Origin of the sequence: Streptomyces alkaliphilus, assembly GCF_014141535.1 — a bacterium.
In the GTDB taxonomy this organism is placed as follows: Bacteria; Actinomycetota; Actinomycetes; order Streptomycetales; family Streptomycetaceae; genus Streptomyces; species Streptomyces alkaliphilus.
Window position 1 is genome coordinate 1 of sequence record NZ_VKHT01000191.1, and the last position, 6588, is coordinate 6588.

At 69.5% G+C, this 6588-nt stretch carries 8 protein-coding genes; 1 reads left to right on the forward strand and 7 read right to left on the reverse strand.

The window, feature by feature from the left end; genetic code table 11:
• The 4 genes from FNQ90_RS08795 to FNQ90_RS08810 all read right to left on the reverse strand — a co-directional run.
• Positions 1 to 549, reverse strand: a 549-nt coding sequence (locus FNQ90_RS08795) for a DnaB-like helicase N-terminal domain-containing protein (RefSeq protein WP_323379850.1), incomplete at its 3' end; no start/stop codon positions are given.
• Entirely contained in the window at positions 549 to 1820 is a 1272-nt protein-coding gene (locus FNQ90_RS08800) for a DNA cytosine methyltransferase (RefSeq protein WP_228470983.1), read from the reverse strand. The genes FNQ90_RS08800 and FNQ90_RS08795, both read right to left, overlap by 1 nt.
• Complete coding sequence (locus FNQ90_RS08805; RefSeq protein WP_182605851.1) at positions 1817 to 2680, reverse strand: adenine nucleotide alpha hydrolase family protein; 864 nt, start codon at positions 2678 to 2680, stop codon at positions 1817 to 1819. Before FNQ90_RS08805 ends, FNQ90_RS08800 begins: the two co-directional genes overlap by 4 nt.
• Positions 2681 to 3101: 421 nt before the next feature.
• Positions 3102 to 3764 carry a hypothetical protein gene (locus FNQ90_RS08810; RefSeq protein WP_182605852.1) on the reverse strand — a complete coding sequence of 221 codons (663 nt, stop codon included), beginning with the start codon at positions 3762 to 3764 and terminating at the stop codon, positions 3102 to 3104.
• On the opposite strand from FNQ90_RS08810, the gene FNQ90_RS08815 reads away from it, so the two are divergent.
• A complete protein-coding gene (locus tag FNQ90_RS08815; protein ID WP_182605853.1) occupies positions 3759 to 3914 on the forward strand; it encodes a hypothetical protein in 156 nt (51 codons plus the stop codon). The two genes, FNQ90_RS08810 and FNQ90_RS08815, sit on opposite strands and share 6 nt — an antisense overlap.
• Before the next feature lie 49 nt (positions 3915 to 3963).
• On the opposite strand, the gene FNQ90_RS08820 is transcribed toward FNQ90_RS08815, so the two are convergent.
• The 3 genes from FNQ90_RS08820 to FNQ90_RS08830 all read right to left on the reverse strand — a co-directional run.
• Positions 3964 to 4455, reverse strand: coding sequence for a hypothetical protein (locus FNQ90_RS08820; protein ID WP_182605854.1), 492 nt, complete (start codon positions 4453 to 4455; stop codon positions 3964 to 3966).
• Positions 4452 to 4637 (reverse strand): hypothetical protein, encoded by a 186-nt coding sequence (locus FNQ90_RS08825; RefSeq protein ID WP_182605855.1) that lies wholly within the window; start codon positions 4635 to 4637, stop codon positions 4452 to 4454. Before FNQ90_RS08825 ends, FNQ90_RS08820 begins: the two co-directional genes overlap by 4 nt.
• Before the next feature lie 153 nt (positions 4638 to 4790).
• Positions 4791 to 6588 (reverse strand): type IV secretory system conjugative DNA transfer family protein (locus FNQ90_RS08830; RefSeq protein WP_228470982.1); only part of this gene is annotated, 1798 nt, incomplete at its 5' end.

The following is a 6588-nucleotide window of genomic DNA, read 5'->3' on the forward strand; positions in this document are numbered from 1 at the left end:
GATGCGTTGTAGGGGGCCGGAGGGCGGTGGGAACCGCGCGGCGATTTCGTCCACGGCGTCGGCCAGGGCGTCGACTGCGGCGAGGATGGCGGGCACCGGGTGCGGGAGCGTGTCATCCCTCGCGGTCTGCACGAGGCGCATGGCGTGGGCGCGCATGGTGCGACGGGCGTGATCGGTCTCGATCATCCGCGCATACGTGGACGCGTGGCGGGGCCAGGGACAAACCTGGATCAGCGTGTGCAGGTAGGAGGCCGTCAGTCCACGTGCGTGCTCGCGCGCGGCGGTGAGTACCGCGTTCAGCCAACTGGTGTCCAGCGTGTGCTGGAGCGGGTCGGGGGCTGGCCGGCCGCAGATCGCGGCGAACAGGGCGCCATGCGCGTATTCGGAAAAGGAGCTGGGTTCGATCCCGGTGACGTCGGCGAGACGCTGAGGCTCGAGAAGGAGGGCGCCGAGGAGAGCCTGCTCGGCGTAGTACGCCGGTTGCAGCGGATGGGTGTCGGAGGGGTCTTCGTGGTCGTCGTTTTCCTCGGTGGTGGGATATCGGGACATCAAGCGGCCAGGGTGAAATCGTCGAAGCTGAGGTGGGCATTCAAGTGCGGGGCGAGGAGGTGGGCGGCCAGCCGAGGTGGGACGGCGTTGCCGATCTGGGAGAACTGCTGGCTCTTGTTGCCCTGCCAGGGGTAGTCGGCGGGAAAGGTCTGCAGGAGGCCGGCCTCCCGGGCAGTGATCCGGATCGGCTCCGGCACCGTCGGCACGTCCGTGTCGTTGGCCGGAGCCGACACCGGTTCGGCGACCCAGGTGCACTCGTTCGCCCGGTGGCCGAAGAACAGCGTGCCTGCCGGCTCGGACAGCGGGCGGACGGTGGCGTGGGCCTGGTTGTTGCTGCGTAGGGACCAAGACCATCGGTGTGCTTCGGCGGTGAACGTCGGCGCGGGAGCGGTGGCGGCGCGGTTTTCGCGGGTGCCGTGCCTGGCAGCCCAACCGGCTCCTTCGCGGCGGGACTGCAGGACCACTCCGTCTGCCTGGGGCACCCAGGTGCCGCGCCCCCGGGCGTCGGACAGCGTCTTTCGCGAGCCGGAAGGGAATGATTCGGGACCGCCGCCCGGCCCGCCGCCAGCGCAGACGGTCGGGACGGGCCGGTCGGTCGCGTCCCATCCCAGGGCCTCGGCCATGCTGACCCAGCGGGCGCGGCCAGGACCGAACAGGGATTCCGGCTCCTCGACCTGGGAGTGCGTCGGCGTGGGAGGCTGTGCCGTACGGACCCGGGAGGCGAGAAGGATCGCCCGCCTTCTCGTTTGCGGAACTCCGAAGTCGGCGGCGTTGAGGATCCCGCACCAGACCGAGAAACCCCATCCGCGTAGGACGGCCGCGTACTGCTTCCAGAGCGGCAGGACGTCCGGCACCTCCTCCATAGCGACCCACTCAGGCTCGCCGACCGTGTTCAGAGCCTGGAGGTAGCGCATCGGCTCAGCCGCCAGCAGCGACCGTTCGTCACGGCACGCGGTGAGGAGGCGTTCGCGGGTGTCCCGCCCGGCGGCCAAGTCCTCGACCGCCGTATGCACCAGTGGCTGGTCCACCAGGCCGAGACGCTTGCCGGCCATCGACCACGCCTGACACGGCGGGCTCGCGATCAACCCCCGGGTGCGGCCGACCCACGGCCACGTCGGATATCTCGCCACGTCCGTCCGGATGGTGACCTGCCCGGCCGCGGCCCGGGTGGCGCAGGCCCATGCGTCCCACTCCAGCCCCACCTCCCGCCCCCCGAGGACAGACAGCGCGTGACCCCACCCACCCGGACCCGCGAACAGATCCAGGATCAGGAGGCCAGCCCGAAATCGTCCCGCTTCGGCTTGCCGGCCTCGCCCCGGCACGCCCACGGCGAACATCCGTCGAGCACCCCGTGCTCCATCTCCTCCGCCTCCGCCGCATCACCGCGCAGGGCGGCACGCTCGGCGGTGGTGACGTGGTCGATCGGCGCCCGGTCCAGCGGTACGCGCGAACGGTGGAGAAAGGCTTGACCGAGCAGCCGGTTGCCGGTGGCATTCGCACGGGCGTTGCCCTTGCGGATCGCGGCATCGAACTCCACGACGTCCCGCCACTCCTCGGGACTGGTGTCCCGGATGTGGCGCCACTGGGCGTTGCCGTGGAAGGGGCATCCCAGGCACGAGGACTTCGGGGTGTCCGCGAGACCGAGCGAGGTCAGGTGGCGAACGCAGTCGCTGCGGGACCAGCCCATCTCGATGAGCGGGTGGCGATTGCGCATGTACTTGACATCGGCATCCTTGGCGCGGTGGAACTCGTCGGTGGAGATGCCGACCCACTGCTCAACGAACACATTTTTCGGGACGCGTTGCGGGTGGGGGTAGCCGAGGAGTTCACGGACTTTCTTCTTGATCGGCTTGATTTTGTACTCCCCGGTGCACTGGCGTCTGGTCATGCCCTGCTTGCCGTCCTGGTTGAGGATGTAGAGAGGCATGGAGGCAAAGCGGTGATCCGGGTTCAGCGCGTCGGCTCTGATGTTCCCGGCGCGGACCCGCAGCACGGGAATTCCGGCAGGTTTGGCCACCTCTTCCTCCAGGCGGTCGAGGTGTCGGTAGACGGCGGCCGGTTCCCAGCCGGTATCGGCGAAGATGGCGTAATCAACCTTGGGCAGGAGGCCTTCGGCGGAAAGGGCGAGCATGGCACTGGACTGGATTCCCGCGCCGAGGGATATGGCGCGAAACCGAGGAGAGGGAGAAATGGCAATTCCTGACGGTGAGGTGGGAACGTTGAACGACCGCTTGGCTCCGTGATCGGGACCATGCGCGAGGCCCCCGCCTCATGGAGAACGTGTCCGGGGTGGGGATGACGGGGACGCGGAGCGGGCGGCGTGGCCCGGGAGGCGAGGCCGGTTGAAGACAGGGACCTTCCGGGTGCCCTCGTGCCGAGAGCACCGGGTCTTGCATCGGTGGCCGTATGTGGCATCCGGCAAGCGGCGAGGCGAAAGGAGTACCGCTACGGGGCGGTTCGACCGAGGACGTGACCGTGTGGCCGACTCCGGAGCAGTTCAGGACAGCGGTGGGGCGCGGGACCCCTCGGGGTGTGAACGGCAGGCATCCCGTTCATCGGCGCCTCACATCCGGCTTGTCCCGGGTGGCTACCGTGCCCGGCACCCTTGGCGGCTTCGCCGTGGGGCGTTGGATCTCCAGAACGAACTTTCCGGCGGCGGTGACCGTGATGCCCTGCGCACCGAGGGAGGCGCCTTGGGTGTCGACTCGAACCAGGCGGTGCTTTTCCAGCAGGGCGAAGGGAGTGGGATGGACGGTGCTGCCGTCGTCCGCCCGGATACTTCGGCTTCCCCGCAGATGCGCGTAGCGACGGGCTCCACCCCGGTTGATCTTGTCGAGTGCGGCGTACTGGGCATGGGTCAACCGCGGTAGCGGTGGCCGGTGTTCGGGGTGGTTCTTCAGGTCGCGGACGATTCCGGAAGAGGTGTACCGGCAGTGGTCGATGCACCGGCGAAGGTGGTAGGCGGCATTGGACAGGCCCTCGGCGATGAGGGGTTCGGCCTTCGAACGCCGAGCCCGGAACAGGTCGGCCTCGTAAGCGGGTGCCGGGGAACCGGCAGCGAAATCGGCGGCGTCCGGTGGGCTGTCGGCCACGGCTCTCGCCAACTGCGCGGCCGATAGTGAGGCATAGGCGACGACCTCTCCCAGTGTCTTGAGGGAGAAACGGCTGCCGGGAACGACGGTGTACCGGCTCCCATCGAGAGTGGCCAGGTGCACCAGGGCACGGCCCACCAACTGGTGAAGAGACACGATGTGGGGAGCGAGTTGCTGCAACGTCTCCCGGCCCGGGCGGGCCTTCAAATCGACGACGGCGCTGTGTACGGCGATGAAGTCTGCTTCGAGCCGGTGCAGATGGTCGATCTGTGAGAACAGGTCAATCGGACGGGTGGAGATGGCGCGGCTCCCGGAGAGAGGATCAGCGGACGTGTCGTCTCGGCGCCGGTGCCGGCGGGGGCACCGTGACCCCCGCCTGCCCCGGGGCCGGAGGGATGGCATCGGGGGCGGGGTAGCCGAGCGTGACCTCGGCGCGAAGACCGAGGGACCACAGGTGGGTCCCGGCACGGGTGAGGGCGGTGACGCTTTCCCGCTCGCCCGGCTCACCGGACAGGACATGGCCGGTGGAGGTCCGGGCGAAGCCGTGCTGCTCCACCACCTCCCGCGCGGCCTCGGAACGGACCGTGGCGACCACTTGCCCAACCGACAGGTCGAAGTGGGCTGCCATTGGTGGAAGCGGGTCGCTGCTCCAGTGGGTGGTGGAGCTGAGGTCGACGAGATCCAGGGTGTGAGCGAACAGGTCGCTCATCGCGGTGCCGAGGCGGTCGTGCACCTCTTGCGCCGGTACGTCGGGTGGCAGCCGGTACAGCGGGCGGCCCCGATGGCGACGGGCGGTGAAGCCGTTGCGGGTCACGAGGTCGGGGCCGGGCGCAGGCGTCGGTTGAGGACGACGAAGGTGTGCCGGCCGTCGGTCGAGCCGACGACCACGGCGTGATGGTCGATGAAGGTGATGAGCGACTCCTTCCGAAGGACGAAGAGGGGTGAGTTCCACCGCCGGGTGGGAAGCGGCGAACGGGCTCGAGGCGGGAACGTCACCGGGTTCCCCGGTGGTGTGGGCGAGGCGTCAATCGCATCGACACTTCGGGACCGAGAGAGGGTGTATCGATCGGTTTGGCGGGGCACGAAGTGGAGTCGCGTTGACCCCTTCCGCTCGGGACGCTCCGGCAGCGGATACGGGCACAGCCCCTTTCAGGCCGCCGGTCCGTAATCATCCCCACGTGGAGCGGCCTTGGCGATGGCGCGGGTGGTGATGGCTCTGGAGGCGCGGACGGAGGCGGTGGAGAGCTCCTCGGCGCCGGGTTCGGCGTACCAGGGGCGCAGGTCGAGCATGGCGGCGCGCAGGCCGGTGGCGAAGCACAGGGCGGTGCCCTTGGGTAGGGCGCGGATGGCGTCGGCGGGCAGGATCCGCTCCTGGCGCATGGACACGGAGGTCGACCTGCCGGACTCGGAGTGGGAGGTGGAGGTGGTCTCCACGTCGTGGTCGCCGATGAGGCGGGAGAGTTTGTCGGCGAAGTCGGGGTCGTCGATGCCCGCCCCGATGACCTTGATGGTGGAGGCGGACCACATGGCGTCCATCCCGGCGTCTCCCCAGACCTTCTGGCCCTGGCGGTAGGACTGCAGGATGGTGATCGGGATGATGCCCCGGCTGCCGAGGTGGGAGTACAGGTCCGGCAGGTCGCTGATCTTGCAGACGTTGGCGGCCTCGTCCAGGATCGCCAGCATCGGCGGGTCCAGGCGCCCGCCCGCGCGCTCGGCCTGCGCGGTCGCGGCCCGCATCACGGAGTCCGCGCACGCGGCGATCAGTGCGCTCGCTCCGCCTCCGCCGTCCTTGGACAGCAGGTAGAGGGTGTCGGTGGAGGTGACGAAGTCGGCGGGCCGGAACTCGGGGACGTCGCTTTGCGGGGTGACCCAGGCGGCGATCTCGTTGTTCAGCAGGGCGGCGGCGTACTGGCGGGCGGTTTCGTAGATCCCGTCGCGGGTCTCGGGCGGGCCCTCGACGGTTCCCTTGAGTTGGGCGGCGACAGCGGTGAAGTCGTGGTCGCGCAGGAGGTCCAGCGGGGTGCGGTCGGCGGGGAAGGCCAGCCACCGCATCACATCGGTGATGGGGCGGGCGTCGAGGGCCGCGGCGAGGAAGAGCTGGGAGAGGATGTTGGATCCGGCCTTGGACCAGAAGTCGCCCTGCTGGTTCGCGTCCACCGAGGCGGCCAGGAAGTGCCCGGCGAGCCGACCGGCGCCGTCCAGGGTCCTGGCGTCGGCCAGGGGGTTCCACCACATCCGGCGGTCCGCGTGCGCGATCTGCTGCGGATCCATCGACCACACCCTCCCCACCCGGGCCCTCGCGTCGATGGTCGCTGTGTAGGCGTCGCCCGCCGCCTTGTTCGAGGTCAGCAGGACCGGGCCGGGCGCGTTGAGGATCGAGGGGATGGCAAGGGAGGTGGTCTTCCCGGAGCGCGGGGCCATGATCGCGACGGCGACGTCCTCGTACCCCATGCGGACCTCGTGACGGGTGCCCTGGAGGTTGCCCAACAGCACGCCGGTGTCCTCGGGCGCGATGCGCTTGGCCGTCTTCAGGCTCGGCCGCAGGGAGCGGGCCTTGGCGGTGATCGATTTGGCCGTCAGTGGCTCGATGTCCCTCGGCTTGGCCATGCCGGTGATCTTCTTCTTTCGTCCGCCCCCGTTGGAGGTGTGGCGGGACCACAGGAGGGCGGCCGTGGCGCCGAGTGCGAGGAGGACGGTGATCGGGATGACGCGGGTGCCGATCAGCAAGGGGACTTCCCCGACCCCGGGCCAGAGCCGTTCGGGGTGCAGCAGCGCCTCGGTGGGCTGGTAGGGAGCCCATGCGTCGGTGTCGGTGAGGTGGGCGGTGAGGTTGCCTCCCAGCCAGGCCAGGTGGGCCAGCGGCACGGCGATGACCATGGCGACGAGCAGGACGCGGAAGGCGATGTCGTAGCCGTCGCCGGAGGTGGAGGGGCGGGAGGGAGAGGAC